The organism is Micromonospora sp. NPDC049900, assembly GCF_044461025.1.
Lineage (GTDB): Bacteria > Actinomycetota > Actinomycetes > Mycobacteriales > Micromonosporaceae > Micromonospora.
Window position 1 is genome coordinate 506,635 of the sequence record NZ_JBITKM010000001.1, and the last position, 23,574, is coordinate 530,208.

Sequence of the window (23,574 nt, forward strand, 5' to 3'; positions counted from 1 at the left end):
CCAGGGCTTTCCGTTGCGGCATTATGTCGAATCGCTGAACAAATTAATTCCGGTGAATCGGTTCATGGCAAGGTCTCGATGGATAACGTTTCGGCATCGGTGGGCTGTAATTACCGTCTATGTGTACGAAGCGCGCATTCCGCTGGAAGTAAGGAGGGGTCCCCTGCTAACGCCTGCGGTATAGGAAGGGCCCCCTCCTCACGCCAGCGGCGGAGCCGGCGTCGTGGCGGGACGCACCTTGGCAGGTCAGCGGATCTGTCGTACGGTGGCCACGCAAGTGACCCACGGGAGCCCGGTCGACCGGGCTGAGAGGGGGGCTGTGAGCCCCCGACCGTCGAACCTGATCCGGGTAATGCCGGCGCAGGGAGGAGTGTTGCCGTGCCGTCCCTGGGACGACTGCATCTGATCACCGACACCCGGCCCGGGCGGGATCCGCTCGCCGTGCTCCGGGCCGTGCTCCCGGTGGCCCGTACCGAACTGCTGGTGCAGGTCCGGGTGGAGGACTCCGCCACCGACCGCGAGGCGTACGACCTGACCCGACGGGTGCTCGCCCTCTGCGCGCCGTACGCGGTGGGCTGCCTGGTCAACGACCGGCTGCACGTGGCGTTGGCGGCCGGCGCGGTCGGCGGCCACGTCGGCGCGGACGACCTGCCGGTCACGGCGGCGCGGCGGGTGCTCGGCCCGGCCGCCGTGCTGGGCGCCACCGCCCGCGAACCGGGCTCGGCCCGCGAGGCGGTCGATGCCGGCGCGAGCTACCTGGGCGTCGGTCCGTGCCACGCCACCACCACCAAGGACGGGCTGCCGCCGGCGATCGGCGTCTCCGGGGTACGGGCGGTGGCCGAGGCGGTCACCGTGCCGGTGATCGCCATCGGCGGGGTGACGGCGGCGGACGTGCCCGCGTTGCGGGCCGCCGGGGCGTACGGGGTGGCGGTGGTCGGTGCGCTCTCCGGCGCCGCCGATCCCGCGCGCGTCGCGGCAGAGCTGATCGGGGCGCTGTCGTGTTAGCAGGGGACCCTTCCTATACCGCAGGCGTTAGCAGGGGGCCCTTCCTTTCATCCGATGTCGCTGTCGTCGGTGGGGGCCCGATCGGGCTCGCGATCGCCTGGCGCTGCGCGGCGCGCGGGTTGCGGGTGGTCGTGCACGATCCCGCGCCGGGCTCGGGTGCCTCGCACGTCGCCGCCGGGATGCTCGCGCCGGTGGCCGAGGCGTACTTCGGCGAGCACGAGCTGACCGCCCTGCTCACCGAGTCGGCTGCCCGCTGGCCGGCGTTCGCCGCCGAGCTGACCGAGGCGAGCGGCGCCGACATCGGCTACCGCACCGAGGGCACGCTGATGGTCGGGCTGACCGCCGACGACCTCGCCGAGGCGCGTCGACTCTGGGCGTACCAACAGGGCCTGGGGTTGCCGGTGACGCCGCTGCGTCCCTCGCAGCTTCGCGACCGGGAGCCGGCGCTCGCGCCCCGGGTCCGGGGCGGCGCGCTCGCCGCCACCGATCACCAGGTCGATCCGCGTCGGCTGGTGCCGGCGCTGCGGCTCGCCGCCGAGCGGGCCGGTGCGACGGTGGTCCGGGAGCCGGTGCGGAGGCCGGCCGACGTCCGCGCTCGGGTGACCGTGGTCGCCGCCGGCTGCGGCTCGGCCGCGCTCACCGGGCTACCGGTCCGCCCGGTGAAGGGCCAGGTGTTGCGGCTGCGCGCCCCCGACGGCGGTCCGCCGGGCTTCCGGCACGTGATCCGGGGGTACGCCGACGGCGAGCACGTCTATCTGGTGCCCCGCGACGACGGCGAGGTGGTGGTCGGGGCGACCGTCGAGGAGCGCTCCGACCTGGCGGTCGGTGCCGGGGCGGTGCTGCGGCTGCTGCGGGCCGCGATCGACCTGCTGCCGGAGCTGGCCGAGTACGACCTGGTGGAGGCGATCGCCGGGTTGCGCCCCGGCACCCCGGACAACGCCCCGATCCTGGGTCCGTTGCCGGGTCGGCCGGACGTGCTGGTCGCCACCGGGCACCACCGGCACGGGATCGTGCTCACCCCGGTGACCGCCGACCTGATCGCCGACCTGGTGACCGGGGCGGACCCCGACGCGATCGGCGGTCCGTTCCGCCCCGAACGCTTCGTCGTCGCCGCTGCCGACGCGACCGCCAGCCCGTTCCGGCCCGAGCGCCACGTCGCCGCCGGACCGGGCGAGGGCTTCGGCGCTTCCGGCGACGCCACCCGATCCGCGCAGTGAACGGAGGAGTCCTGATGGAGTTGACGGTGAACGGTGTCGGGCGCAGCGTGCCGGACGAGGTGACGGTCGCCGAGCTGGTCCGGGACGTGACCCCGCAGCAGCGCGGCGTGGCGGTGGCGGTCAACGGCGAGGTGGTGCCGCGTACCGACTGGCCGGCCACGGTGCTGCGGGGCGGCGACCGGGTCGAGGTGCTCAGCGCCGCCCAGGGCGGGTGAGCGGCATGGAGCGCACACCGCCGACCGGCGGGCCCGAGACGGACGCCGAGACGAAGGGTTTCGAGCTGGGCGGGGTCCGGTTCGGCTCCCGGCTGGTCCTCGGCACCGGCGGGGCTGCCAACCTGCACGTGTTGGAACAGGCGATCCGCGCTTCCGGCACGGAGCTGGTCACGCTGGCGCTGCGCCGGGTGGACACCGTCGCGGTCGGCTCGGGTGGCCTGCTCGACCTGCTGGACCGCTGTGGCGTACGCCTGCTGCCGAACACGGCCGGCTGCTACACCGCAGGTGAGGCGGTGAAGGTGGCGCGGCTGGCCCGGGACGCCTTCGCCACCGACTGGGTCAAACTGGAGGTGATCGGCGACGAGCGCACGCTGCTGCCCGACGGGGTGGAACTGCTGCGTGCCGCCGAGGAACTGGTCGACGACGGGTTCACCGTGCTGCCGTACACGTCGGACGATCCGGTGCTGGCCCGGCGGCTGGCCGACGTGGGCTGCGCGGCGGTGATGCCGGCCGGCGCGCCGATCGGCTCCGGGCTGGGCGTCAACAATCCGCACCACATCCGGTTGATCCGGCAGGACGTGACGGTGCCGGTGATCCTGGACGCGGGCATCGGCACCGCCTCGGACGCGGCCCTGGCCATGGAGCTGGGCTGCGACGCCGTGCTGCTGGCCAGCGCCGTCACCCGGGCTGCGGATCCGGTCGCCATGGCCACCGCGATGCGGTACGCCATCGAGGCGGGCCGCCTCGCGTACGGCGCGGGCCGGATTCCCCGCCGGTTCCACGCCCTGGCCTCCACTCCCGACGACGGTCGACCCGACCTGTGACCCGTCACGTCGCCGATCCTGGTGCGAAACCGCCCCTCCAGGGGACTCCTCGCACCAAGGTCCAGCCGGTTTCGGGTGTGGTGCTGCTGACGGATCGCCGGGCGGCCCGGGGGGACCTGCGCGATGTGGTGGCGCAGGCGGTCTCCGGGGGAGTGCGGTGCGTGGTGCTGCGCGAGAAGGACCTGCCGCGTGCCGAGCGCCTGGTGCTCGCCGCCGAGCTGCGACCGATCCTGGCCGAGGCGGGCGGCACGCTGATCGTCGCCGGCCCCGACCCGCTCCTGCCCGACACCCAGCCCGCCCCACGGATCCCCAGCACCTTCGGCGGGGCATTCGTCGCGCTCCACCTTCCGGCCGCCGGCCCGTACCCGCCACCCGTCGCCGACCTGGTCGGTCGCTCCTGCCACGACGAGGCGGAGCTGGACCGACTCACCACCGAGGACTACGTGACCCTGTCACCGGTCTTCCCCACCCGCAGCAAACCCGGTTACGGCCCATCGCTGGGCCCCGACGGTCTGGCCGCCCTGGTGGGTCGCAGTCCCGTGCCCGTCCTCGCCCTCGGCGGCATCGAGACACCCGCCCAGGTCCGGGCCTGCGTGGAGGCCGGCGCCACCGGCGTGGCCGTCCAGGGCGCCATCATGCGCGCCCGAAACCCACACCGGGTCGCCACCACCCTCACCACCGCCCACCACGAGCTTCTCCAGACGAGTACGCCCCAGACCCCCCACCGCAGCGACCCCGCCCCCACCACCCCGGCCCAGCGATGACCCCCACCCCGCCAGCCTCTCCCAAGGCAGGACACCCGAAGCCGCCACCAATCCGTCTCGATGGGCGACGCCCACGACGGGGCTGCGGCCGACCGTGCCCACGCAGGGATCAAGCCTGACCGCCCGGAGTGGGCACGGTCGGCCGCAGCCCCCAACCGCAACCCGAGCAAGAACAAGCCAAGAGGAGACACGTGAGAACCCCAACGACCGTGCTCACCGTCGCCGGTTCGGACTCCGGTGCCGGTGCCGGTATCCAGGCCGACCTCAAGGTCTTCGCCGCTCTCGGTGCGTACGGCACGAGTGTGCTCACCGCCGTGACGGCGCAGAACACCCGGGGCGTGGACGCGGTGCTGCCGTTGCCGCCGCAGACGGTCAGCGACCAGTTGGACAGTGTGCTCTCCGATTTCACGGTCCGCGCGGTCAAGACCGGGATGCTCGGTACGCCGGCCGTGGCGGGTGCGATCGCCGAGGCGGCGGCAGCGGGTCGCCTGCCGCAACTCGTCGTCGATCCGGTGCTCGTGGCGACCAGTGGACACCGGCTCGGCGTGGTGGAGGCGGTGGAGCGGCTGCTGCCGTACGCCCGGGTGGCGACGCCGAACAGCGCGGAGGCCGCCGCCCTCACCGGGGCGCCGGTGACCGGCGTGGCGGAGATGACGGCGGCGGCGCGGGCGTTGGCGGCGGGCGGTGCCGAGTGGGTGATCGTGACCGGCGGTGACGTGGACACCGGCGACGAGGCGGTGGACGTGCTGCACGGCCCGGACGGCACGACGGTGCTGCGGGCTCCCCGGGTGCCGACCCGGCACACGCACGGCACCGGGTGTTCGTTCTCGGCGGCGACCGCCGTACGGCTGGCGCTGGGCGATCCGGTGCCGGTGGCGGTCGCCGCCGCCAAGGAGTACGTGACCCGCGCGCTGGCCGGTGCGCGGGACTGGGAGTTGGGCGCGGGACGCGGCCCGATGGACCACTTCGGCTGGTCCGCTTAGGCGAGGGAGGCTGTCATGCAGGCACGTCGCAAGGTCTACGTCGAGGGTTCGCGACCGGACGTCCGGGTGCCGTTCGCGGAGGTCGAGCTGACCGGGGACAACCCGCCGGTCCGGTTGTACGACACCGCCGGGCCGGGTTCGGACCCGGAAATCGGTCTGCCGCCGCTGCGGGGACCGTGGATCGCCGAGCGGGGCGACGTGGCCCCGGTACGCGGTGCCGGAACGCCGCTGGGCGGGGCGGACGGCAGACGGCCGACGCAGCTCGCGTACGCCCGGGCCGGAATCGTCACCCCCGAGATGGAGTTCGTGGCGATCCGGGAGGGGATGGCGCCCGAGTTCGTCCGGGACGAGATCGCGGCGGGTCGGGCGGTGCTGCCGCTGAACATCAACCACCCGGAGTGCGAGCCGGCGATCATCGGCAAGGCGTTCCTGGTCAAGGTCAACGCCAACATCGGCACCTCGGCGGTGACCTCCTCGGTGGCCGAGGAGGTGGAGAAGCTGACCTGGGCCACCCGGTGGGGCGCGGACACCGTGATGGACCTGTCCACCGGCAAGCGGATCCACGAGACCCGCGAGTCGATCGTGCGCAACTCGCCGGTGCCGATCGGCACGGTGCCGATCTACCAGGCGTTGGAGAAGGTCGGCGGTGACCCGGTGAAGCTGACCTGGGAGGTGTTCCGGGACACCGTGGTCGAGCAGGCCGAGCAGGGCGTGGACTACATGACGGTGCACGCCGGGGTGCTGCTGCCGTACGTGCCGCTGGCGGTCGACCGGGTGACCGGCATCGTGTCGCGGGGCGGCTCGATCATGGCGGCCTGGTGCCTGGCGCACCACGAGGAGAACTTCCTCTACACGAACTTCCGGGAGCTGTGCGAGATCCTGGCCCGCTACGACGTGACGTTCTCGCTCGGTGACGGGCTGCGGCCCGGCTCGATCGCGGACGCCAACGACGAGGCGCAGTTCGCCGAGCTGCGCACGCTCGGTGAGCTGACCCGGATCGCCTGGGAGTACGACGTGCAGGTGATGATCGAGGGTCCGGGCCACGTGCCGATGCACAAGATCAAGGAGAACGTGGACCTGCAACAGGAGTGGTGCCACGAGGCACCCTTCTACACGCTCGGCCCGCTGACCACCGACATCGCGCCCGCGTACGACCACATCACCTCGGCCATCGGCGCGGCGATGATCGGCATGTTCGGCACCGCGATGCTCTGTTACGTCACGCCCAAGGAGCACCTCGGGCTACCGGACCGTGACGACGTCAAGGCGGGGGTCATCGCGTACAAGATCGCGGCGCACGCGGCGGACCTCGCCAAGGGGCACCCCGGCGCGCAGGCCTGGGACGACGCGCTCTCCAAGGCACGCTTCGAGTTCCGGTGGGAGGACCAGTTCAACCTCTCGCTCGACCCGGAGACGGCGCGGTCCTACCACGACGCCACGCTGCCCGCCGAGCCGGCGAAGACCGCGCACTTCTGCTCGATGTGCGGGCCGAAGTTCTGCTCGATGAAGATCAGTCAGGACCTCAAGGAGTACGCCGCCCGGGGCATGCAGGACAAGTCCGAGGAGTTCGTCGCCTCCGGCGGACGGGTCTACCTGCCGCTGGCCTGACGGGTCCGGCCGGCCGGGCTGCTGCTACTCGCGGTGGTGCCGGCCGGTCGGCCGCAGTCGGCGGCGCGTCTCCTTCGGCAACGGCTCGTCCTCGATCGACGGGCGGCCGAGTCCGGCCACCCAGTCCACGTACTCCTCGTCCTGCGCGGCGAGCGGTTCCTCCTGCTCCGCGGGGTCGGTCTCCACGGGGCGGGGCCGGTTGCGCCGGAACAGGCCCCGCCGGCCCCTCTCGCGTTCGTGCTTGGGCGGGGCTGGTTCGGCGCGCGGGGCGGGCGGTTTGCTGAACGCAGCCGTCACGTCGCGGGCGGCCGCCGCCGGGTCGGTGGAGACGGCCGGTGCCGCGCTGGCGAAGGCCGCCGAGACGTCCCGCGCGGCGGTCGCCGGGTCGGTACCGGCACCGGCCTCGGTGTGGCCCGGGTCGGAATCGACACCGGCGGTGGCGTGGTTCGGGTCGGCACCGGCGTGGGCGTGGCCCGGTTCGGTGCCGCCGTCCAAACCCGATGGTCCGTCGGTGCCCGGCCCGGTCGGCGACCCGGCCTCGTCGGTGGCATCGGCCGGGTCAGGGTGGCGGGCCGGTGTGAAGGCGTTCCAGGTCGCCGTGGTGTTGAGGTCGGGCAGCGGGAGCCGGTGCCGGGGCCAGGGTGCGGTCTCCGGTCCCTCGACCGGACGGGGGGCCGGCGTCACCGCACTGTCGGACCGGCCGCCACCGGTCGGCTCGTCGTCGTCCGTCGACCCGGGACCGCCCCCGGGTGGTACGGGCGCGGTGTCGACGAAGTCCGGACCACCGGCCTGGTCGGGCACCCCGGCCCGGGGCATCGGCGTCTGGGCGGTCGGGCCTGACGCGTCGAACGGGTGCGGCGATCGGTCCTGGTCAGCGGCGCGAAACACGGGCGCGATCCGGTTCGGCGGCTCGGCCAGCGGGCGTGGTGTGCGGACAAGCCGGGGTGGCCGTTTCGCCGGGCCCGCCGTCGGGGTGAGGTCGCCGCCGTCGCCGACCGGGTCGGGCCCGGCCGTCCAAGGCTCGGTGATCGCGCCGCTGCGGGCAGGCGGCCCGACGATCGCGCCGGTCCCCGCCGACGGCGTGTCGAAGGGCGGCCGGTGGTCGTACGGCCCCGCCGGATCCATCGGGCGCGCGTGAAGTGTCGGCGGCTGGTCCGGGTGGTCGGGGTCGCCCGTCGCCGGGTCCGTCGCCTGGACCGCGAGGGCCGGTGTACCGAGCGGAGCGGGGTCGACGATCGCGGGGTCGACGGTGTCGGTGCCGACGAAGAGGGGCCGCTCGGTGGGGTCGGCATGGGCGGGTCGGTCGGCAGCGGACCGGGCACCGGAGGGCTCGGCAGCGGGTTCGGCGTCGCTGGATTCGGCGGGGACGGGTCGGGCGGGGGTGGCTCCGTCGCGGTCGACACCGATGGCTGAACCGAAATCGGCCGCAGCGGCTGAGCCGGGGCCGGCGGCGGGGAGGCGGTCGGTGGCGGGCAGACGGTCGGGGTCGGTGTCGGGCGCACCGGGGCCGGTGGCGGTGGCACCGGCGTCGGCCGCCGACTCGTCCGGTCGGGTCAGCCCTGCGGTGCCGGTGGGCAGATCCTCGGACCCGGTGTGGAGAGCGGCGCCGGCGGCCGGTGCGACGTCGCCGTCGATGGTCGGGCCGGCGGCGGTCGGGAGACCGGTCCTCGGCCCGGCGTCGGAGGCCGGACCGATCGGCGCGTTCCCCGACGCGGCGGGCACCGGGGCAGCCGGCTCGCCGGGCCAGTGCCAGTGCGGCGGTGACGCGTCGCCGGTGACCGGCCGGTCGGGGCCGGTGTGCGGACCGCCGGGCGGATCGGCCACCGCGACGGCCCCGGCGCTGGCCTCCGTGCCGGTCGGACGGTCGGCCGACGTCGGCAGGGCGGGGGAGGTCGGTAGGGGCTGCAGGATCGCGGTCGGTTCGATGGCGGTCCCGGCGGTCCCGGCGGTCCCGGCGGTCCCGGCGGTCCCGGCGGTGTCGCGGTCGAGTGCGGCGAGAGGGATCAGCGCGGCAGCGGCCGACCCGAGGGCACCGACCGCGACCGCGATCAGGGCACCGTAGTAGGGCGCGAGCTGGTAGCGGTCGCTCGCGTCGCCGGGTCCGGCGGCCAGGTAGGCGAACGCCACCAGGATCGGCCCGGCCACCCCGCTCGGCCCGCTGATCAGCGGCGGCTGGCCGCGCCACCGGGCCAGGGCACCGGTCGCGGCACCGGCCAGCAGGCTGACCAGCGGCAGGATCAGCAGGGACAGGCGCTGAGCCGCGTCGGCGGTGAGCCAGCTCGGTTCCAGTACGCCGAGGCGGACCGGGGTCAGCGGCCCGGTCGAGGCGAGCGACGGGGCGACGGACAGCAGCGCCAGCAGCCACACCGTACCGGCGATGCCGGCCATGTTCCAGGCGAAGGTCGGCCGGAGCAGGGCGGCCAGCGCGGCGCCCGCGCCGACCACCGCGCCGAGGACGGCGCAGATGGCGACGGCCCAGACCGGGTCGACCGAGACGAGCTCGACCGCGCGGGCCGGTCGCATGCACAACGGTGCCACCACGACGGCGCCCAGTGCGGCGCTGCACGCCACGGCCAGTTGACGATGCGTACCGGTGAGCCCTCCGTGGCGCTCGGCGAGGCGTTCGGTGAGTACCGCTCCGACGACGGCGGCGTTCGCCGCGAACCAACCGGCCCAGACGAGTTGGGCCGGCCACTGGTTGACGGTGGCGCCGGTGAAGGTGCCGGTGAGACGGAGTATGCCGAAGCCGAAGGCGACGCCGAGCTGACCGGCTGCGGTCAGCAGGCTGACGCCGAACGCCGTGAGCAGTAGCCGGCTCAAGGTCCTATGGGCCATGGTCGGCACGTTACGGTCCGTGGCGACCGATCGCCACCGGCGCGCCGTGGGACGGCCGCTACCTGCGCCCGGCGGGTCTACTTGAGCTCGACCAGGCGAGCCAGGTATGTCGTGTCCCCGACGTTGGTCAGCATGTGCACCGCGCCCGGGTCGCGGTAGACCACGCCGCCGGTCGGCTCGTCCGCGTCGATCGTGGTGCCGTCGATGGTCTGCACCACGTTCTTCGCACCCTGCACAGCCACCACCAGATAGGGGTGGTCGTGCCGGTGCAGCGGCTGCCGCTCGCCCGGCTCCAGCCGGATGTGCCAGACCCGGACCCGGTCGTTCTCGAAGACGATCTCCTGGCCCACCGGGCCGAGCGTGGGCAGGTCGAGGGGGGTCTCGGTCATCGGGTTCCCTCCAGTCGGGGCAGCACCTCGGCCGCGATCAGCTCCAGGTGGTCCAAGTCGTCGAGGTCGACCAACCGGAGGTGTACGCGGGCGGTGCCGACGGCCGCGAACTCGCCGATCCGGTCGACCAGTTGATCCGGTGAGCCGACCACCGCCTCCTCGGGCGGCAGGGCGCTGGTCACGTGCAGTGGTGCTGCCCGTCGTCGGGCCTCCGCGTCGGTGCGTCCGATCGCCACCACGATGCCGGCGGAGAGCACCAGCGGTGCCCGGCCGGTGCCGGCGCGGTCGACCCGGTCGCACGCCTCGCGTACCCGCTCGTAGGACTCGGCGGTCCGGGCGACGTCGGTGAAGGGCACGTTGAACTCGTCGGCGAAGCGGGCCGCCAGGTCCGGGGTGCGCTTGGGACCGCGTCCGCCGATGATGATCGGCGGCCCGGGGGTCTGCACCGGCTTCGGTAGCGCCGGGGCGTCCACCAGCCGGTAGTGGTCGCCGCTGTAGCTGTACGTGCTGCCCGACGGGGTCCGCCACAGTCCGGTGAGTACGTCGAGTTGCTCGGTGAGCCGGTCGAAGCGTTCACTCGTGCCGGGGAACGGGATGCCGTACGAGGTGTGCTCGCGGGCGTACCATCCGGCGCCGATGCCCAGCTCGACCCGGCCGCCGCTCATCCGGTCCACCTGGGCCACCATCACCGCGAGCGGACCGGGTAGCCGGAAGGTCGCGGAGGTGACCAGGGTGCCGAGCCGGATCCGGCTGGTCTCCCGGGCGAGCGCGGCGAGCGTCAGCCAGGCGTCGGTCGGGCCGGGCAGCGCCGACGCGTCACTCATCGACTGGTAGTGGTCGGCGCGGAGGAATGCCTCGAAACCGCCGTCCTCGGCGAGTCGGGCGAAGCGGAGCTGGTCGTCGTAGTCGGCCCCGCGATGCGGCTCGGTGAAGACGGTGACCCGCATGGTCACCTCCGTGTACCGGCGGTCGCGGGGTGGTCCCGCTCCATGAGCAGCTCGTGCAGGTCGGCGCTGACCTGGGCGACCTCCGCCAGGTGCGCGTTGCGGCCCAGCGTACGGGGGCGGGGGATGGCCACGTCGACGATCTTGCGAACCCGGCCGGGGCGCGGGCTGAGCACGATCACCCGGTCGGCCAGCAGCACCGCCTCGTCGATGGAGTGGGTGACGAAGACGATGGTGGCGCGGTTGCGCATGTGCACCCGCTGCAACTCCCCGGACAGTTCCTCGCGGGTGAGCGCGTCCAGCGCGGAGAAGGGTTCGTCCATCAGCATCACGCGGGGGTCGCCGATCAGGGACCGGCACAGCGACACCCGCTGCTGCATGCCGCCGGACAGCTCGTGCGGCAGCCGCTTCTCGAAACCGGCCAGCCCGGCCACGTCGAGTAGCTGCCGGGCGCGCTCCCGGTAGTCGTTCCGCTTCCAGCCGAAGATCTCCACCGGCAACAGGACGTTGTCCAGCACCGTGCGCCACGGCAGCAGGGCCGGCCGCTGGAACAGCATGGCGATGTCGCGGCGCGGCTTGGTGACCGTCTCGCCACCCACGGTGATCTCACCCGAGGTGACCGGGATCAGTCCGGCGATCAGTCGGAGCAGGGTCGACTTGCCGCAGCCGGAGCGGCCGAGGATGGCCACAAACTCGCCGTCGGCCACGTCGAGGTTGATGCCGCGCAACGCCTCCACGCGGCCACTACGGCCGTCGAAGGTGCGCGAAACCTCGGACAGGCGGATCATCTCCGGCGGCCTCCCTGAGTGAGTAGTCAGGATTCCGCCCAAAGGTTAGCGGTCTCCACCGTTATCTCACCGTCCGGGGTGGAGATGAGTTGTTTCCGTTCCGCAACCCGGTATGCCTGGCGTCGCAAAGGTGAGGTTCTCGTACGCTGTGCCCGCGAAGAGTCCCCTCGATACGCGGTGTCGGCTTCCGTTCCGGCTGCCGGTACCGCCCCAACATCCCCTCCCGGAGGCCCGCGACGCCTCCGGTGGGAAAGGACAAGGTGTACTGATGAGAAGGCTGACCCGTACGGTCGCCGCGGCCACGATGGCCACCGCGCTCGCCCTGGTCTCCGCGTGCGGCAGCGGCTCGGACGACGCTGACGACAACGTCGGCTCCTCGATGGAGCAGGTGACCTACCTCACCTCGTTCGGCAACTTCGGGCGTGACGCCTACGCCTGGGTGGCGAAGGAGAAGGGCTTCTTCAAGGACGCCGGCTTCGACGTGGACATCAAGCCCGGCCAGGGCACCAACGCCGTGATCCAGACGATCGTCGGCGGCCAGGCGCAGTTCGGTCCGATCGACCTGACCGGTGGTCTGCTCCAGCTCGGCAACGGCCAGGCCAAGGACTTCGTCGCGGTGGCGGCGATCCAGCAGCGCACGATGGCCGCCATCGCGACCGTCGAGGGCACCGGCATCAGCACGCCGAAGGACCTGGAGGGCAAGAAGCTCGCCGACACCCCCGGCTCGGTCGTCCGGAACCTCTTCCCGACCTACGCGCGCCTGGCCGGCATCGACTACGACAAGGTGACCTGGGTCAACGGTGACGCGCAGACCCTGATGGGCACGCTGGCCTCCGGCTCGGTCGACGGCATCGGCCAGTTCGTCGTCGGTCAGCCGACCATCGAGGCGGTGACCAAGAAGAAGGCCGTCCTGCTGCCGTACAGCAACGTCATGCAGGACCTCTACGGCAACGTGCTGGTCACCTCGAAGCAGATCGCCGCCGACAAGCCGGAGATGGTCAAGCGGTTCACCGAGGCGCTGCTCAAGGGCCTGGAGTACGCCCTGGAGAACCCGCAGGAGGCCGCCGAGATCCTGGCCAAGAACGTCGAGGCCGTGGTGCCCGCCGCAGCCGCCGCCGAGCTGCAGCTCATGGCCGGGTACGTCCGCTCCAGCAACTCCGGCACCGCCCTGGGCGCGCTGGACAGCGGTCGGGTGGCCAAGAGCATCGCGATCCTGCGCGGTGCCGGCGCTCTGGAGTCCGACCTCACCCCGGACCAGATCGTCGACTTCAACCTGGCCCCCAAGGCCTGACTCCAGTTCACACCAGTTCCACCGCGGGGTACGCCGTGCCGGTCAGCCGGTACGGCGTACCCCGATCCCGCGTCTGACCACCCGAACCGCAGGAGGATCCGATGACCGACGTCCGCTCACGGCAGCCGGAGGTGGCACCCGCCCCGGAGCCGGCCCCGGCCGCACCGCAGGGCCGGCGGTGGCGGCCGGCAGACCTGCGGGACGGCGTGAGGGCCGCGCTGCTGCCGGCCGCCGGCCTGCTGATCGCGTTCAGCGTGTGGTGGCTGGTCGCCCGGCTGGAGCTGGTCCACCCGGCCGCCCTGCCGCCGCCCGGCGACGTGCTGACCGCCTTCCGGCTGGGCCAGGACCGGCTGCTCGAACACACCGTCACCACCACCGGCGAGATCCTGCTCGGCTTCCTGCTCTCGGCGGTGGCGGGTGTGCTGATCGGCCTGTCGCTGGCCGCTTCGCGGACGGTCGAGCGGATGTTCACCCCGCTGCTGGTCGCCGTCAACGCGGTCCCGAAGATCACCCTGGGCCCGCTGTTGGTGGTGGCGCTCGGTTGGGGTCAGAAGCCCATCCTGACGATGGTCTTCCTGCTCTGCTTCTTCCCGATCGTGCTCTCCACCGCGACCGGCCTGACCACCACCTCGGCCGAGTTGGCCGAGCTGGTCCGCTCCTGGAACGCCTCCCGCTGGCAGGCGTTCCGCAAGGTCCGCTTCCCGGCCGCGCTGCCGCAGATCTTCGTCGGGCTCAAGGTCGCCATGCCGCTGGCCGCGATCGGCGCCGTGATCGGGGAGTTCCAGGCCGGTGAGGGTGGTCTCGGTTTCGTCATCCAGCAGTACGCGGGCATCGGCGACACCGCCACGGCGTGGGCGGCGATCATCCTCGTCGCCCTGGTCAGCATCCTGCTGTACGCCGTGCTGGTGCTCGTCGAGCGGCGCAGCCTGCCGTGGGTGCGCGAGACCACCTCCAGCCGCTGAGCGAGGTCAGCCCGCCAGGCGCCACCGGCCGTTGCGGGCGACCAGCGTGGTGAGCGCCTGCGGCATCAGCCCGGAGTGGTTGTCCGGCGTCATCCGGATCGGTCCGGACAGACCGTCCAACTGGGACGTCTCCAGCACGTCGCGGAGGCCCTCACGGTCGACCTGTCCGGCCGGTCCGCCGGCGCGCAGTTCGGCGTCGGCGATGAGCTGGACGGCGTCCGCCGCGAAGGAGGACGAACCGTGGTAGCCGCCGAAGCGGGCGGTGTAGTCCTGGAACCACTGGCGGCGGGCCGCCTTCGCCGGGGTGGTGGCGATGACGTCGTCGATCACCATGGTCTGGGTGAAGACCAGGGTGGCCCGCTCCACCGCCCGCGAGGCCGATCCGAGGAAGAGGTCACCGGCAGCGGCGGCGTCGAAGTACAACGCCCCGCCGAAGTTGGCCCGCTTCACCGCTGCGGCGGCGAGCATCGCCTGGTCCGGCGAGGTCCAGATGATGATCCCCTCCGGGTCGGCGGCAGCCAGCGAGGCGGCCTGCTGGTCGACCTCGGTGTCGGTGCCCCGCACCGAGGCCTGGGCCACCACCCGGATGCCGGCGTTGTCGAACTCGCGCTGCAACGCGGTGACGCCCTCCCGGCCGTAGGTGTCCTCGGTGTGCAGGATGCCGATCGTGTCGATGCTGCGTCGGCGGAGTTCGACGGTGAGCGCGTCGGCGCTGTCGGCTGCGTTCGGTGCCAATTTGAACACGTACCGTCGTTCGGCGACCGGGCTGGTGATGGCGCCGGCCGCAGCGAGCGCGATGGTCGGGATCTGCTTTTCGTTGATGGTGCGGACCGCGCCGACCGCGCATTCGTTGCAGCCGCCCATGATGATGGCGCTGACCGCCGAATCGTTGCTGAAGTCCGCGATGTTTCGCAGCGACTCACTGGCGTCGGAACGATTGTCCTTCACCCGCAGATCGATCGAACGGCCGTTGAGCGCACCCGAGGCGTTCAACTGCTCCACCTTGAGTTCCAGTGCCTGCCGGTACGCCTTGCCGACCCCGGCCGCCGCACCGGAGAGCTCCAGGTCGGCGGCGATGACGATCGGGCTCGTGTCCCTCGCCTCTCCGCCGAACTGGCAGCCGGCGAGCATGGAGGCCAGCAGGGTGGAGGCGAGCGCCGTGGCGGTCGCGGAGCGGAAGGGGGTCAACTCAGTCCTCCTGGAGTGGCGCGGGCGGGGCCCGGTCACTGGTGTCGGCGACCGTCCTCAGTGGATAATCGGGAAGGGTCTGCCGTACCGTGTGCGCGAAGCCTGCAAAACCTTGCCAATGCCGGGCGCTGCGGTCAAGCGGGACCACTGGAGGCGTTTCGGGACGCCGATCCCACATGCTGGGGTAACCAGATGTTTTCCGTTGCTCACTGTGGCGACATGCTTCGCCACTCTGGAGTTACATGCCCTGTTCAGGGCGCTGTGGAAATGTAGGTATTAGTTGACCGGATCACGGGATGCGCGACGTCCGACCGATTCCTGCCCGCCTGCGGCTTCCCAAACACGATCTCGTCTGATGAAATCGCGGCCGTGCCGCGCGTGGCGCTGGCCGTCGCTCCATGCACGGATCGACGGGCCAGGCGTGGAGAAAACGACGGAGGCGATGTCGTGAGCACCGGACCGACGACCCTGCCCGCCAGCGGTGACGCCGTGCCGAAGGCGCCTCGCCGCCTGTTCCGGCTGCGCGACGCGCGGATCCGGTCCAAGCTGGCGCTGATCCTGGTCGTGCCGGTCGCCGCCGTCATCGCGCTGGCCACCGTCCGTCTCGTCTCCGTCGGCGAGGGCGCCTACGACGCCACCCAGGCGCGATCGCTGACCGCACTGTCCATGAACATCTCCGCACTCACCAACGACCTGCACGCGGAACGGATGGCGGCGGCGGCCTACCTGGCCCAGCCGCAGCCGCAGGCCGACGCGTACAACCTGCGGGTCCGGCAGACCCAGCAGCGGATCGACGCGTACCGCGCGGAGCGGTCCAAGATCGGTGAGGTGCCCAGCGCGGTCGGCGACCGCCTGCGGACCATCGACACGCACCTGGACACCCTCGACGGCACCCGGCAGGAGGTGCTCGACCGCTCGCAGATGGAGGTCGCCGAGGCGGCCCTGCGGTACGGCGTCGTCCTGGCCGACCTGGTCGCCTACGGCGACGGCCTGGCCCAGTTGCCGGGTGAGGAGCAGTTGGCCGACAGCCGCCGCGCGGTGGCCGCCTTCGCCCGCGCGAAGGCCGCCGTCGCCGAGGAGGAGTCGATCGCGTTCACCGCGCTGAGCCGGGGCCGGCTGGACAACGAGCAGTTCTCCGCGTTCGTGGCCACCCTGACCGGGCAGCAGGAGGCGCTGCTGGCCTTCTCGCTGGCCGCCGACCCGACCCAGCGGGCCCTGGTCGAGACCACCGTCTCCGGTGACGCGGTGGTGCTGGCCGACCGGATCGCCACCGACATCAGCCGCTCGGTGGGCAACCGCTCGCCGGTCAGCGCGCAGGACGCCACGGCGGCGATCGGCGCGGTCAACGAGCTGATGCGCTGGGCCGAGATCGAGCTCCAGAACCGGTTGCTCGCCCAGGCCGAGCAGGCCCGGACGGACGTCATCCGGCAGGCCATCGTCGAGACGACGCTGGTGCTGCTCACCCTGATCATCGCGGTGACGCTGGCCGTCGTGCTGGCCCGCTCGCTGAACCACTCGCTGCGCCGGCTCCGTGAGGGCGCGCTCTCGGTGGCCAACCACGACCTGCCCGAGGCGGTGCGCCGCCTCCAGGGCATGGGTAACGTCAGCGACGGCAGCGTCGACGAGATCGTCCGCGAGGTGCGGGACCCGATCCAGCTCAACAACCGCGACGAGGTGGGACAGGTCGCCCTGGCCTTCAACGTCGTGCACCGGGAGGCGGTCCGGGTCGCGGCCGAACAGGCGGCCCTGCGGACCAGCGTCTCGGCGATGTTCCTCAACCTGGCCCGGCGCAGTCAGACCCTGGTCGACCGGATGATCGGTGAGCTCGACGCGATCGAGCGTGGCGAGGAGGACCCGAAGCGGCTCGCCCAGCTCTTCGAGCTGGACCACCTCGCCACCCGGATGCGCCGCAACGACGAGAACCTTCTCGTGCTGGCCGGCGCGGACTCGGCCGTGCCGCGTCGCGACGACGCCCTGCTGGTGGACGTGTTGCGCGCCGCGCAGTCGGAGGTGGAGCTCTACAACCGGATCGAGTTCGGCACGGTCGACACCGACGTCTCGGTGGCCGCGCACGCGGTCAACGACGTGGTGCGACTGGTGGCCGAGTTGCTCGACAACGCCACCCGCTTCTCGCCGCCGAACACCACCGTGGTCGCCGACGGCCGCCGCATCCGCGACTACGTGCTGATCCAGATCGAGGACCGGGGCCTGGGCCTCAGCGACGAACAGCTCGACTCGCTCAACCGGCGGCTCGCCGCGCCGTCCACCGTGGACGTGGCCGCCTTCCGGCTGATGGGTCTCGCAGTGGTCAGTCGCCTCGCCGCGCGGTACGGCATCCGGGTCGAACTGCGCCGCAACGTCGAGGGCGGCACCGTGGCGCAGATCACCCTGCCGGCCGCGACGGTGATCCTGCCGAGCCTGCGGGGACGCGACCAGATCACCCGGCCGCGTCAGCCGCTCGCGGTCGAGCAGACCCCGGCGACGCCGCCGGCACCCGCCGAGCCGCTCACCGGCGCGGGTCGCAGCAACCTCGCCACGTTGACGACCGAGCGGTGGCGCGACAGCACCCCCACGTCGGCACCGTGGCCGGCTGCGACCCCGACCCCGACCCCGGAGCCGCCGGCACCACCGGCCCGTACCGTGCCGCCCGCCTTCGCCGGTGGGTTCAACGCCGGTACGCCGACCGTCGCCCAGCCGTCGCTCGACCCGCTGCCACAGCGCGCCGCGCCGCCCGCCGCCCGGCCCGACCCGGTGCTGCCGGCCGGTCCGGTCGCCGGAGCGCCGATGAGCGCGCCGACCGCGTTCGGCGTGGGTGCCACCCCGCAGTCCGAGACGCCCTTCCGTGGCCTGGGCGCCAGCCTCGCGGCCACCGCACCACAGGCCACCGCGCCGATCACCGCCCCGCCGGAACCCCAGGCCGAGGCGCCGATCTTCCGCGAGATGGAGGCGGTCTGGTTCCGTTCACACGGCAACGACGCCACCGCCATCTTCAGCCGACCGCAGTTCGACGAGCCGCCGCAACCGGCTGCCGGCCCACCCACGCCGGCTGTCGAGCCGACTCGGGGACGGAGCCCGTTGCCCACACGTACACCCGGTGCGGCAGCCGCCGCGCAGCCCGCGCCGCCACCTCCGTACCAGTCGTCACCGGCTGCGCCGACCGCCGCGACGGCCGCGACCACGCAACTGCCCACGGTGACTCCGGCCGCCGCGCCACCACCACCGGCGGCGCCTCCCCGGACCGCCCCGGCCGCGCCGGCACCGCCGGCGCCCCCGGCCCCGGCACCGACGACGGCCCACGCCCCGGATCCGTCCGACGCCTGGCGGACCGCGGCCGACGACGGCTGGACGCGGGCCAGCAAGGCCGCCGAGCCGACCCCGGCCGGCACCACCCGGTCCGGACTGCCCAAGCGGGTGCCGCAGCAACAGCTCGTCCCCGGTGGGATCGAGCCCCGCGGCGGACGTGAGCGCAGCCGCCGTACGCCGGACGAAGTACGCGGCCTGCTCTCGGCCTACCACCGCGGCGTGCAGCGCGGACGGACGGCCGGAGCGAGTCAGGACAGCACCTCGACCAAGGAGACGAGCCGATGAACAGGCCAGCGGCCATGCAGGACATGGGTTGGCTGCTCACCAACTTCGCCGACAGCGTGGCGGGTATCGCCCACGTGGTGGCGGTGTCCGCCGACGGACTGCTACTCGCCTCCTCCCGTGACCTGCCGGGGGACCGGGCGGACCAGCTCGCCGCGATCACCTCCGGCGTGGTGAGCCTGACCGAGGGCGCCGCGCGGATGTTCAGTGCCGGCGGGGTGTTGCAGACGGTCATCGAGATGGACAGCGGCTACCTGTTCCTGATGTCGATCAGCGACGGGTCGTCGATGGCGGTGCTCGCGGCGCGTAGCTGCGACGTCGGGCAGGTGGGTTACGAGATGGCACTGCTGGTCGAGCGGGTCGGCGCGGCGCTGGTGCCGCTGCCCCGGGACGCGGTGCGGTCATAACAGGGACAGCACCGGCGCAATCCCGCGCCGGTACGGAGGAGATCCGGTGGCGACACGCCGGCGAAGGGGAGAGGAGGTGATCGCGGATGGAGCAACACCGACGTGACCCGCGTGGTGCACTGGTGCGGCCGTACGCGGTCACCCGGGGACGGACCGAGCCGCGGCAGGACATCGCCTTGGAAGCGGTGCTGGTAGCCAGCCCCACCCAGATCGCCGAGTCGCGGTTTGCCGGGCATGACAAGCATCGCATCGCCATGGTCTGCGAGAGCCGGCCCGAATCGCTGGCGGAAATCGCCGCGTACACCCGGCTACCGCTGGGTGTCGCCCGGGTGTTGGTCGCCGACATGGTGGCCGAGGGCCTGTTGACGCTACAGACGGCTGCTCCCGCCACAGGTTTCGAGGAGCGGATGGAAATGCTGGGAAGGGTGCTGAGTGGACTTCGCGAGCTATGACCCCGCCGGGGCCCGCCAGAGCCGGGGAATCATCTCCGCGAAGATCGTCGTCGCGGGTGGCTTCGGTGTCGGCAAGACCACGTTGGTCGGCGCGATCTCGGAGATCACACCGCTGACCACCGAGGCGGTGATGACCGCGGCGGGCGTCGGTATCGACGACCCGTCCAAGGTGCCGGGCAAGGAGACCACCACGGTCGCCATGGACTTCGGCCGTATCACCATGGCGCAGGACCTGATCCTGTACCTCTTCGGCACACCCGGGCAGACCCGGTTCTGGTTCATGTGGGACGAGATCATTCGGGGCGCGGTGGGTGCGACGGTGCTGGTGGACACCCGCCGGATCACCGACGCGTTCGCTCCGCTCGACTACTTCGAGAGCCGCAACCTGCCGTACGTGGTCGCGCTGAACCGGTTCGACGGTGCGCAGCAGTACGAACTGGAGGAGGTCCGCGAGGCGCTGGCCATCTCGCCGGACGTACCGCTGGTGCTGACCGACGCCCGGCAGCGCGACTCGGTCAAGCGGGTACTGATGACCGTCGTCGAGCACGCCATGACGCGGTTGCAGGCCGAACACGACCGGGGCTTTCCGACCCCGGTCGGCTGAGTGCCGGGCGGGAGCCCGTCGGTGGATCGATCTCCACCGGCGGGCTCCCGCGTCCGGTCAGTCGACCCGGAGCCGGTACCCGCGTTTGACGACCGTCTGTACCACGCGGGGGGCCTTCAGCCCGGCCCGGAGCCGGGCCACCGCCATCTCCACCGCGTGCTCGTCGGCGCCGCGCGGCAACGTCCGCAGCAGGGCGGTACGCGACAGCACCCGACCCGGCGTCTGGGACAGGGCCCGCAGCACCGCCATCGGCGCCGGGGCCAGGGGTCTCAGCTCACCGTCCATCACCGCCGCGTGTCCGCGCAGGGTGAGCAGATGTCCGGCGGCCTTGATGGTGACCGTCCGACGGGGCAGTTCGTCGACGATGGTGCGGACCAGCGCACCCAGCCTCGCCCGGCTCGGTGCGCTGACCGGTACGCCCCGACGCACCAGCGGTTCGGCGGTGACCGGGCCGACACAACTGGCCAGCACGTCACCGCGCAGCGCCTCCAGCACCGTCTCGGTACGGTCACCGGCGGCCCGCAGCAACGCCTCCGCGGCCGGTGCCGAGGTGAACGTGACCGCGTCCACCAGACGGCTGGCCACCAGGTCGACGAGCCGGTGCAGCGGGGCCGGGTCGGTCGGCGGCGCCCACCGGTAGACCGGGATCTCGATGACGGTGGCACCGGCGTCCTCCAGGGCGCGGGTGCACTCCGGTTGTCGCTCGCCGTGCAACTGCATGGCGATCACCTGCCCGGCCACGCCCCGTCGACGCAGGTGGTCCACCACCTCGTCGCAGCTCTCCGACTCCGGGGACCACTGGTCGTGCAGCCCGGCGGCACGGATCGCCCCCCGGGCCTTGGGGCCCCGGGCCACGACGTACGCGCCGCCGAGGACCGAGCGCAGCGGCTCGGCCAACCCCCAGCCCTCGGCGGCCTCCAGCCACCCGCGCATTCCGATGCCGGTGTTGGCCATCAACACGTCCGGCGGCCGGTCCAGACAGGTCCGGGTCGCCTCGCGCAGCTCGGTGTCGTCGGCGAGCGGCACGATCCGCAGGGCGGGAGCGAGCACCACCCGAGCACCGCGCCGTTGTAGTAACGCGGCGAGTTCGTCCCGCCGCCGGTCGGCGGTCACCCCGATGGTGAAGCCGGCCAGTTCCTCGCCCATTCACCCCTCCTGTCGCAGCCGCACCTCGACCATGCCGTTCCGACAACGGATCTCGTGCCGGGTCACGGCGACGCCGGGCAGGTCGAGACAAACCCCCGTGCGCAGGTCGTGCACCTGCTTGTGCAGCGGCGAGGCGACCGTGGGCACGCCCTGCCGGCTGCCGACGATGCCCCGGGACAGCACGTACGCCTCGGCGACCGGGTCGCGGTTGTCGATCGCGTACAGCCCGTCCCCGGTGCGGAAGATCGCCACCTGCACGCCGTCGACGAGGGCGGCCACGCCCCGGTCCGGGTCCAGCCGGCCCAGCGGGCGGACCACGTGCCAGCCGGTGCTCATCGCCCCACCTCCACCGGATCGGTTCTGGGCAGGTTGGTCGGGAAGTCGCGGGGGAGTACGGCGATCCGGTCCTCCTCCCGGCGCAGGGTCATCCCGCGCTGGAGGGCGCAGTACGGGCAGTGCGTCGCCACCTCCCGGGGCGACTGCCCCGGTCGAGTTGCGGACCGTGCACCGTCTGTCATGTCGGCAAAGCGTGCCGTTGGGCGGTTTCCGGTCAGCGTCCCGTTTGTTTCGGCCCTGTCAAGAGCGCCTCACACCGCACGCCGGCTGCGCGTGTGGTCGAGGGGTCTACAATATGGAACAAGAATCCTGATATTTGAGAAGACTCCGGATCGGAGGATCGACATGGATGTGGCTCGGGCGTTCGACGCCGTGGCCGGCAGCTACGACGCCGCGCGGCGGCGGCTGGTGCCCTGCTTCGACGGGTTCTACGGCACCGCCGTCGAGGTCGTCGAGCCGGCGCTGCGGGCCGCCCGTGCCGCCGGACGTACCCCCGAGGTGTTGGACCTGGGGGCGGGCACCGGTCTGCTGTCGTTGCTCGTCGCCGCCGCCGTGCCGGACGTCCGGCTGACCCTCGTCGACGCCGCGCCGAAGATGCTCGCCGTCGCCGCCGAGCAGCTCACCGGTCGTGGCGTGCCGCACCGGGTGGTGGTGGCCGACCTGACCGACCCGCTGCCCGGCGGGCGTTACGACGCGGTGGTCAGCGCGCTCGCCGTCCACCATCTCGACGACGCCGGCAAGCGGGACCTGTACCGGCGGGCCGCCGGTGCGCTGGTGCCCGGCGGCGTCTTCGTCAACGCCGAACAGGTCGCCGGCCCGACGGCCGAGCTGGACCGGCGCTACCACGAGGTCTGGCTGGCCCAGATCACCGCGCGCGGCTCCGACGCCGACGAGATCGCCGCCGCCGCGCAACGGATGGCGTACGACCGGCCCGCGCCCGTGGGGGAGCAGTGTCGCTGGTTGTCCGAGGCGGGCCTGGTCGACGTGGACTGCTTCTTCAAGGCGTGGCGGTTCGCCGTCTTCGGCGGCCGTGCCCCGGCCGTCACCGGCCCGTCCGGCGACAGCTCGCGGTATCCGACGGATGACTGATGGTCATACCGACGGGTAGTCTGACCGGCATGACAGCAAAGGTGACTCTGTCGTTCTCCGACGAGACGATCGCGGAGGCCCGGCGGTTCGCCAAGCGCGAAGGGCTCTCCCTGTCGGCCTGGATGGACCAGGCGGCCCGGGAGAAGGCCCTGCGTGAGGTCTTCGCGGCGCACGCCGCCGCGGTCGGCCGGGCGGGGCTGGACCTGGAGTCGGCCTCGTTGGCCGACGCGCAGGAGGTGGGCATGGTCGACGACCTGCTCTTCGGCGGTCGCCCGCGTGCTGCGTAGGGGCGAGGTCTGGCGGATCGCCGGGGCCCGCGAGCGGCTCGGGCTCGTGATCAGCTCGGACGTCTACAACTCCACCGCGGTGCCCATCGTGATCGTCGCCGAGGTGGTCGAGGCGGCGCTGCTGCGCGACTCGCCTCTGGCGGTGCCGATGGGTGGCTGGGTGGTGATGCCGGACCGGATCTCGTCACCGATGAAGAAGTGGTTCGCCGAGTGCGTGGACGTGGCCGACGTCGAGACGATGCGGCAGATCGACCGGGCGCTGCGCATCCTCCAGCAGCTCTGACCCGGCGGGTTCCTCACCACCGGCGCTCGATTCCTGGCTGCGGCGCCATGACCACCACGAGCACGCGTCCGAGGTCGTCGCGGACGAACAGGACCTGGACCGCCGGCCCGGTCGCTGGATCGGGCACTCGTTCATCGGCTACTCGGCGGCCTTCCCGACGCTGCTCACTTCTACGTCGGCTTCCTGGTGTTGCTGGCGGTCACCTGGGTGGCGTACCTGCGGACGGGGTCCCGGATGGCCCGGGCGTGGGTGTGCGGGGTATTGTCCGGTCGTCCGGCGCGCCCGCCGGACCCCCGTTTTGACCGGCCGACGGGGCTACGGGTATCGTTGCCTGCTGTTGTACGACATCTGTGGGCGTGCCGCCTGAGGTAC

General features: G+C 72.5%; 24 protein-coding genes and 1 riboswitch. Of the genes, 16 read left to right on the forward strand and 8 right to left on the reverse strand.

The window, feature by feature from the left end:
- The first annotated feature begins 275 nt into the window (after positions 1 to 275).
- A riboswitch (TPP riboswitch) is annotated at positions 276 to 384 on the forward strand.
- The 7 genes from ACIBMZ_RS02390 (at position 379) to thiC (ending at position 6,616) form a co-directional block, all read left to right on the forward strand.
- Positions 379 to 1,005 carry a thiamine phosphate synthase gene (locus ACIBMZ_RS02390; protein WP_396690282.1) on the forward strand — a complete coding sequence of 209 codons (627 nt, stop codon included), beginning with the start codon at positions 379 to 381 and terminating at the stop codon, positions 1,003 to 1,005. (Overlaps the previous riboswitch by 6 nt.)
- On the forward strand, positions 999 to 2,222 hold the full coding sequence (thiO, locus tag ACIBMZ_RS02395; protein WP_396690284.1) for a glycine oxidase ThiO: 1,224 nt from the start codon (positions 999 to 1,001) through the stop codon (positions 2,220 to 2,222). Before ACIBMZ_RS02390 ends, thiO begins: the two co-directional genes overlap by 7 nt.
- Positions 2,223 to 2,236: 14 nt before the next feature.
- Positions 2,237 to 2,437 (forward strand): sulfur carrier protein ThiS, encoded by a 201-nt coding sequence (gene thiS, locus ACIBMZ_RS02400; protein ID WP_396690286.1) that lies wholly within the window; start codon positions 2,237 to 2,239, stop codon positions 2,435 to 2,437.
- A 5-nt stretch (positions 2,438 to 2,442) separates the two neighbouring features.
- A complete protein-coding gene (locus ACIBMZ_RS02405; RefSeq protein ID WP_396690288.1) occupies positions 2,443 to 3,261 on the forward strand; it encodes a thiazole synthase in 819 nt (272 codons plus the stop codon).
- 80 nt (positions 3,262 to 3,341) lie between these two features.
- Positions 3,342 to 4,025 (forward strand): thiamine phosphate synthase, encoded by a 684-nt coding sequence (locus ACIBMZ_RS02410; protein WP_396690971.1) that lies wholly within the window; start codon positions 3,342 to 3,344, stop codon positions 4,023 to 4,025.
- Positions 4,026 to 4,216: 191 nt separating this feature from the next.
- A complete protein-coding gene (gene thiD / locus ACIBMZ_RS02415; RefSeq protein WP_350692845.1) occupies positions 4,217 to 5,008 on the forward strand; it encodes a bifunctional hydroxymethylpyrimidine kinase/phosphomethylpyrimidine kinase in 792 nt (263 codons plus the stop codon).
- 15 nt (positions 5,009 to 5,023) lie between these two features.
- A complete protein-coding gene (gene thiC / locus ACIBMZ_RS02420; RefSeq protein ID WP_396690289.1) occupies positions 5,024 to 6,616 on the forward strand; it encodes a phosphomethylpyrimidine synthase ThiC in 1,593 nt (530 codons plus the stop codon).
- 24 nt (positions 6,617 to 6,640) lie between these two features.
- Here the strand turns inward: thiC and ACIBMZ_RS02425 are convergent, their stop codons facing one another.
- From ACIBMZ_RS02425 to ACIBMZ_RS02440, 4 genes are all read right to left on the reverse strand, one after another.
- Positions 6,641 to 9,451, reverse strand: a complete 2,811-nt coding sequence (locus ACIBMZ_RS02425) for a hypothetical protein (protein ID WP_396690291.1) — start codon at positions 9,449 to 9,451, stop codon at positions 6,641 to 6,643.
- Positions 9,452 to 9,528: 77 nt separating this feature from the next.
- A complete protein-coding gene (locus ACIBMZ_RS02430) occupies positions 9,529 to 9,840 on the reverse strand; it encodes a cupin (RefSeq protein ID WP_396690293.1) in 312 nt (103 codons plus the stop codon).
- On the reverse strand, positions 9,837 to 10,787 hold the full coding sequence (locus ACIBMZ_RS02435) for an LLM class F420-dependent oxidoreductase (RefSeq protein WP_396690295.1): 951 nt from the start codon (positions 10,785 to 10,787) through the stop codon (positions 9,837 to 9,839). The genes ACIBMZ_RS02430 and ACIBMZ_RS02435 overlap by 4 nt, the downstream gene beginning before the upstream one ends.
- Positions 10,788 to 10,789: 2 nt before the next feature.
- Entirely contained in the window at positions 10,790 to 11,572 is a 783-nt protein-coding gene (locus tag ACIBMZ_RS02440) for an ABC transporter ATP-binding protein (protein ID WP_396690297.1), read from the reverse strand.
- Between the two features lie 268 nt (positions 11,573 to 11,840).
- Between ACIBMZ_RS02440 and ACIBMZ_RS02445 the strand changes: the two genes are divergently transcribed.
- Positions 11,841 to 12,863, forward strand: a complete 1,023-nt coding sequence (locus ACIBMZ_RS02445) for an ABC transporter substrate-binding protein (RefSeq protein ID WP_396690299.1) — start codon at positions 11,841 to 11,843, stop codon at positions 12,861 to 12,863.
- Between the two features lie 101 nt (positions 12,864 to 12,964).
- Positions 12,965 to 13,825, forward strand: a complete 861-nt coding sequence (locus ACIBMZ_RS02450) for an ABC transporter permease (RefSeq protein ID WP_396690301.1) — start codon at positions 12,965 to 12,967, stop codon at positions 13,823 to 13,825.
- A 6-nt stretch (positions 13,826 to 13,831) separates the two neighbouring features.
- On the opposite strand, the gene ACIBMZ_RS02455 is transcribed toward ACIBMZ_RS02450, so the two are convergent.
- Complete coding sequence (locus ACIBMZ_RS02455; RefSeq protein WP_396690303.1) at positions 13,832 to 15,013, reverse strand: ABC transporter substrate-binding protein; 1,182 nt, start codon at positions 15,011 to 15,013, stop codon at positions 13,832 to 13,834.
- 447 nt (positions 15,014 to 15,460) lie between these two features.
- Between ACIBMZ_RS02455 and ACIBMZ_RS02460 the strand changes: the two genes are divergently transcribed.
- The 4 genes from ACIBMZ_RS02460 (at position 15,461) to ACIBMZ_RS02475 (ending at position 20,061) form a co-directional block, all read left to right on the forward strand.
- A complete protein-coding gene (locus tag ACIBMZ_RS02460) occupies positions 15,461 to 18,601 on the forward strand; it encodes a nitrate- and nitrite sensing domain-containing protein (RefSeq protein ID WP_396690305.1) in 3,141 nt (1,046 codons plus the stop codon).
- On the forward strand, positions 18,598 to 19,005 hold the full coding sequence (locus ACIBMZ_RS02465) for a roadblock/LC7 domain-containing protein (protein WP_007465177.1): 408 nt from the start codon (positions 18,598 to 18,600) through the stop codon (positions 19,003 to 19,005). The genes ACIBMZ_RS02460 and ACIBMZ_RS02465 overlap by 4 nt, the downstream gene beginning before the upstream one ends.
- 86 nt (positions 19,006 to 19,091) lie before the next feature.
- Positions 19,092 to 19,457, forward strand: coding sequence for a DUF742 domain-containing protein (locus ACIBMZ_RS02470; protein WP_117226208.1), 366 nt, complete (start codon positions 19,092 to 19,094; stop codon positions 19,455 to 19,457).
- Complete coding sequence (locus tag ACIBMZ_RS02475) at positions 19,438 to 20,061, forward strand: GTP-binding protein (protein ID WP_396690307.1); 624 nt, start codon at positions 19,438 to 19,440, stop codon at positions 20,059 to 20,061. Before ACIBMZ_RS02470 ends, ACIBMZ_RS02475 begins: the two co-directional genes overlap by 20 nt.
- 57 nt (positions 20,062 to 20,118) lie before the next feature.
- On the opposite strand, the gene ACIBMZ_RS02480 is transcribed toward ACIBMZ_RS02475, so the two are convergent.
- The 3 genes from ACIBMZ_RS02480 to ACIBMZ_RS02490 are packed head-to-tail and all read right to left on the reverse strand — an operon-like array spanning position 20,119 to position 21,725.
- The gene (locus ACIBMZ_RS02480; RefSeq protein WP_396690308.1) at positions 20,119 to 21,207 is read right to left on the reverse strand and encodes a uroporphyrinogen-III synthase; all 1,089 of its coding nucleotides are present in this window, start codon (positions 21,205 to 21,207) and stop codon (positions 20,119 to 20,121) included.
- Positions 21,208 to 21,543, reverse strand: a complete 336-nt coding sequence (gene nirD / locus ACIBMZ_RS02485; RefSeq protein ID WP_396690310.1) for a nitrite reductase small subunit NirD — start codon at positions 21,541 to 21,543, stop codon at positions 21,208 to 21,210. It abuts the gene before it with no gap.
- Positions 21,540 to 21,725 (reverse strand): hypothetical protein, encoded by a 186-nt coding sequence (locus tag ACIBMZ_RS02490; RefSeq protein ID WP_396691035.1) that lies wholly within the window; start codon positions 21,723 to 21,725, stop codon positions 21,540 to 21,542. Before ACIBMZ_RS02490 ends, nirD begins: the two co-directional genes overlap by 4 nt.
- Positions 21,726 to 21,888: 163 nt before the next feature.
- Between ACIBMZ_RS02490 and ACIBMZ_RS02495 the strand changes: the two genes are divergently transcribed.
- The 3 genes from ACIBMZ_RS02495 to ACIBMZ_RS02505 are packed head-to-tail and all read left to right on the forward strand — an operon-like array spanning position 21,889 to position 23,202.
- Positions 21,889 to 22,632, forward strand: a complete 744-nt coding sequence (locus tag ACIBMZ_RS02495) for a class I SAM-dependent methyltransferase (protein WP_396690312.1) — start codon at positions 21,889 to 21,891, stop codon at positions 22,630 to 22,632.
- Complete coding sequence (locus ACIBMZ_RS02500; protein WP_396690314.1) at positions 22,632 to 22,919, forward strand: hypothetical protein; 288 nt, start codon at positions 22,632 to 22,634, stop codon at positions 22,917 to 22,919. Before ACIBMZ_RS02495 ends, ACIBMZ_RS02500 begins: the two co-directional genes overlap by 1 nt.
- Positions 22,909 to 23,202, forward strand: a complete 294-nt coding sequence (locus ACIBMZ_RS02505; RefSeq protein ID WP_396690316.1) for a type II toxin-antitoxin system PemK/MazF family toxin — start codon at positions 22,909 to 22,911, stop codon at positions 23,200 to 23,202. The genes ACIBMZ_RS02500 and ACIBMZ_RS02505 overlap by 11 nt, the downstream gene beginning before the upstream one ends.
- Positions 23,203 to 23,574: the final 372 nt, after the last annotated feature.

Coding starts and splice junctions, on each gene's coding strand:
- thiS (WP_396690286.1), top strand. CDS start 2,237: ATGGAGTTGACGGTGAACGGTGTCGGGCGCAGCGTGCCGGACGAGGTG.
- ACIBMZ_RS02405 (WP_396690288.1), top strand. CDS start 2,443: ATGGAGCGCACACCGCCGACCGGCGGGCCCGAGACGGACGCCGAGACG.
- thiC (WP_396690289.1), top strand. CDS start 5,024: ATGCAGGCACGTCGCAAGGTCTACGTCGAGGGTTCGCGACCGGACGTC.
- ACIBMZ_RS02425 (WP_396690291.1), bottom strand. CDS start 9,451: ATGGCCCATAGGACCTTGAGCCGGCTACTGCTCACGGCGTTCGGCGTC.
- ACIBMZ_RS02430 (WP_396690293.1), bottom strand. CDS start 9,840: ATGACCGAGACCCCCCTCGACCTGCCCACGCTCGGCCCGGTGGGCCAG.
- ACIBMZ_RS02435 (WP_396690295.1), bottom strand. CDS start 10,787: ATGCGGGTCACCGTCTTCACCGAGCCGCATCGCGGGGCCGACTACGAC.
- ACIBMZ_RS02440 (WP_396690297.1), bottom strand. CDS start 11,572: ATGATCCGCCTGTCCGAGGTTTCGCGCACCTTCGACGGCCGTAGTGGC.
- ACIBMZ_RS02445 (WP_396690299.1), top strand. CDS start 11,841: ATGAGAAGGCTGACCCGTACGGTCGCCGCGGCCACGATGGCCACCGCG.
- ACIBMZ_RS02450 (WP_396690301.1), top strand. CDS start 12,965: ATGACCGACGTCCGCTCACGGCAGCCGGAGGTGGCACCCGCCCCGGAG.
- ACIBMZ_RS02465 (WP_007465177.1), top strand. CDS start 18,598: ATGAACAGGCCAGCGGCCATGCAGGACATGGGTTGGCTGCTCACCAAC.
- ACIBMZ_RS02470 (WP_117226208.1), top strand. CDS start 19,092: ATGGAGCAACACCGACGTGACCCGCGTGGTGCACTGGTGCGGCCGTAC.
- ACIBMZ_RS02480 (WP_396690308.1), bottom strand. CDS start 21,207: ATGGGCGAGGAACTGGCCGGCTTCACCATCGGGGTGACCGCCGACCGG.
- nirD (WP_396690310.1), bottom strand. CDS start 21,543: ATGAGCACCGGCTGGCACGTGGTCCGCCCGCTGGGCCGGCTGGACCCG.
- ACIBMZ_RS02490 (WP_396691035.1), bottom strand. CDS start 21,725: ATGACAGACGGTGCACGGTCCGCAACTCGACCGGGGCAGTCGCCCCGG.
- ACIBMZ_RS02495 (WP_396690312.1), top strand. CDS start 21,889: ATGGATGTGGCTCGGGCGTTCGACGCCGTGGCCGGCAGCTACGACGCC.
- ACIBMZ_RS02500 (WP_396690314.1), top strand. CDS start 22,632: ATGGTCATACCGACGGGTAGTCTGACCGGCATGACAGCAAAGGTGACT.